The following is a 2,457-nucleotide window of genomic DNA, read 5'->3' as shown; positions in this document are numbered from 1 at the left end:
GGAGGAGGAGTGCTGCCACACATAGTGGTATTCGAACATGTGGCCGCTGATCATGTAAAACAACGTGGCCACGATGCCGATCACTGAAAGGGCGTGTGCAAGGAACGACCATTGTCCAAGCTTCTCCCACGACTGGAATTCTGAATTCTTTAAGCGTAATGAAGTAGCGCGGAAATAGGCAATGGACGCCAGGAGGGCTGCGCAAAATGCGAGGAACACGAAGGATTTTCCGATTGTTCCGGGAAGGAGATGTTCTCCGTGATATACCATTTCTTCCATAACCTACCTGCCTTCAGGGGAGGCAAATATAAGTCCCCGCGCAGCAACCGTCAAGGGGAAGTTTTAAGCAGGTGTTGAAACCGCCTCGAATTCCTGCATTTCCCCGGGTTTTCCATCATTGTATTTGGATGGACATTTCATCAGTAATTTGGAAGCCATAAATACCTCTCCCTGCATTTTACCGATGACCACAACCTGCTCTGAACGCTCAAAATCCTGGGGTTTGGCACCACTGAAATCCACTTGTCTCTCTTCTCCATCTTTATCCACCAGATAAAAGGAGAAAAGATTGGGATTGACCTCCGGTTCATAGATCAATTCCTTTTGCTTATTCAGCTGTCCAACGACGGTCACCCGGGAATTGGGGTGGGAAATGGCTTCTTCAAAAGTGACATAAGTGCTTGCATCCACCATGGTACTGATAATGGCGCCGATCGCAACTGCGATAACAATGATGCCGATGATATGGGTTCTTTTCATGATCAGGAAGATTGTTTCTCCAGTTTGGAAATCTTTTTGTCTAAACGCCACATGTATATGGCCAGCCCAAGGAAGATCAGGCAAAGCACGATCACCACGATGTAGATTTTCCCGGATGCCCTTAGCCCGTCTGCCATCTCTACATCTCCACCCATGGATTGTGCAAACAAAACAAATGGTGAGATCAATGCCAATATCAGGCTGAGTATCTTTTTAATCATGATTCAAAATTATGAAGTTTTCTCACACGGATGCGAAGATTGGCAATCCATACCGACACCAGAATCCAACCGATGATGGCAGGGTAAAATACCATGCGCATGTTGTTGTCCAGGTCATAAGTGTTGAAGCCCGGATTACCTCCTTTGCCGGGATGAAGCGAATCCACATTTCCGGTTTTAGGGAGGATCACAATGAACACGACCATCATGGTATAAGCAAATATATTGTAAACAGCCGCTATGCGAGCCCGTTTATCCGAGTCATCGATGGCGTTGCGCAATACCGCATATGCAGCATAAGAAAGCATAGTGATCGCGGCTCCGTTCAGTTGAGGGTCCGATGTCCACCAGGTGCCCCAGGTGTATTTGGCCCATACCATTCCGGTTACCAGCCCGAGAACACCCAGCATCATACCGGTATAAGCAAATTCCGATGCCATGATGTCACGCTTTTTCAACGGTTGGGAAAGCACCATGATGCTTCCGATCAGAGAGATGGTCATCATGCACATCATGGCAAACCACATCGTCACATGAAAATAAAGGTTGCGAATGGTCTCGTGAAGAATGGGAAGCCTGGGTACCTCACCCAGAAAACCTTGTACAATGGTATAGGTTACCAGTATCACGCCAAGCCATTTCCACCAGTGTCTTTTCATCAAACTTTTTTCATGATTGTTACTCTTTCCAAAGGTAAGGAAATAAGAGATAGGATAGGGTGATGATGATCATGTTCAGGAGCACAAGTACCCCGGAAAAACCAATGTAATCGCCTACCGGTTTTCCCATCAATGCAAAATGGGAAGCCTTGATCAGGGTGATGAGTAAAGGCATCAGCAACGGAAAGCTCAGGATCGCCATCAGTGCAGGGTTCCTTCCGGCTCTGGCGGCAATGGCGGAAACCAGGGTGATCACCCCTGCCAGTCCGCTGCTTCCCGGGATCAATATCAACAGGAAAGCCCATTTGTCTTCAACCGGATTGCCCAATAATATGGTCATCAGGACATAGTTTGCCAATGAAACCAACACCAGCAGTACCATGTTGTATATCGTCTTTGAAAGGATCACAGCCTGAGGTCTGACAAGGACATAGTAGTATAACTGCAGTCCCGGACTTTCCTGCAGAAAGCTACGTGCACCTGCGTTCACGGCACCAAACAGGACCAGCACCCAGAACAATGCATTCCACGTGGTGGCATCATCCAGGAAACGGAAGGACAAGTAGCAAACGAACACCGTACACAGCACATAAAGCAAGAGTCCGGCGGTGGCATAACGCTGCCTCCATTCGGTTTTCATTTCCTTGGCCAACAACCATTGGATCTCCTTAAACATGCGCCAAAGATAGTGGATAGTAGTTAGTACTGAGTAGTTAGTAGTTAACGCGTTGACCACTTAGGCAGCCAAAGCATGTTTTAAGTGATTGACAGGTCTATTATTCTGGCAATTGATCATTTGTAGTGCTGCTACGGCAGCT

The 2,457-nt window shown here is 47.3% G+C and carries 5 protein-coding genes; all 5 read right to left on the bottom strand.

Going from position 1 to position 2,457, the window contains the following annotated elements; all coding sequences use genetic code 11:
• Window positions 1-279: hypothetical protein (locus KDD36_15055; protein ID MCB0397967.1), on the bottom strand; the 279-nt coding region annotated here is incomplete at its 3' end.
• 63 nt (window positions 280-342) lie between these two features.
• Window positions 343-759, bottom strand: a complete 417-nt coding sequence (locus KDD36_15050) for a cytochrome c maturation protein CcmE (GenBank protein MCB0397966.1) — start codon at window positions 757-759, stop codon at window positions 343-345.
• Between the two features lie 2 nt (window positions 760-761).
• Complete coding sequence (locus KDD36_15045; protein ID MCB0397965.1) at window positions 762-980, bottom strand: CcmD family protein; 219 nt, start codon at window positions 978-980, stop codon at window positions 762-764.
• Window positions 977-1,639 carry a cytochrome c biogenesis protein CcsA gene (ccsA, locus tag KDD36_15040; GenBank protein MCB0397964.1) on the bottom strand — a complete coding sequence of 221 codons (663 nt, stop codon included), beginning with the start codon at window positions 1,637-1,639 and terminating at the stop codon, window positions 977-979. The genes KDD36_15045 and ccsA overlap by 4 nt, the downstream gene beginning before the upstream one ends.
• Before the next feature lie 19 nt (window positions 1,640-1,658).
• Window positions 1,659-2,315 carry a heme exporter protein CcmB gene (locus KDD36_15035; protein ID MCB0397963.1) on the bottom strand — a complete coding sequence of 219 codons (657 nt, stop codon included), beginning with the start codon at window positions 2,313-2,315 and terminating at the stop codon, window positions 1,659-1,661.
• Window positions 2,316-2,457 lie beyond the last annotated feature (142 nt).

It is taken from the genome of Flavobacteriales bacterium, assembly GCA_020435415.1.
In the GTDB taxonomy this organism is placed as follows: domain Bacteria; phylum Bacteroidota; class Bacteroidia; order JACJYZ01; family JACJYZ01; genus JACJYZ01.
This window is presented reverse-complemented; position numbering and strand designations above follow the sequence as displayed.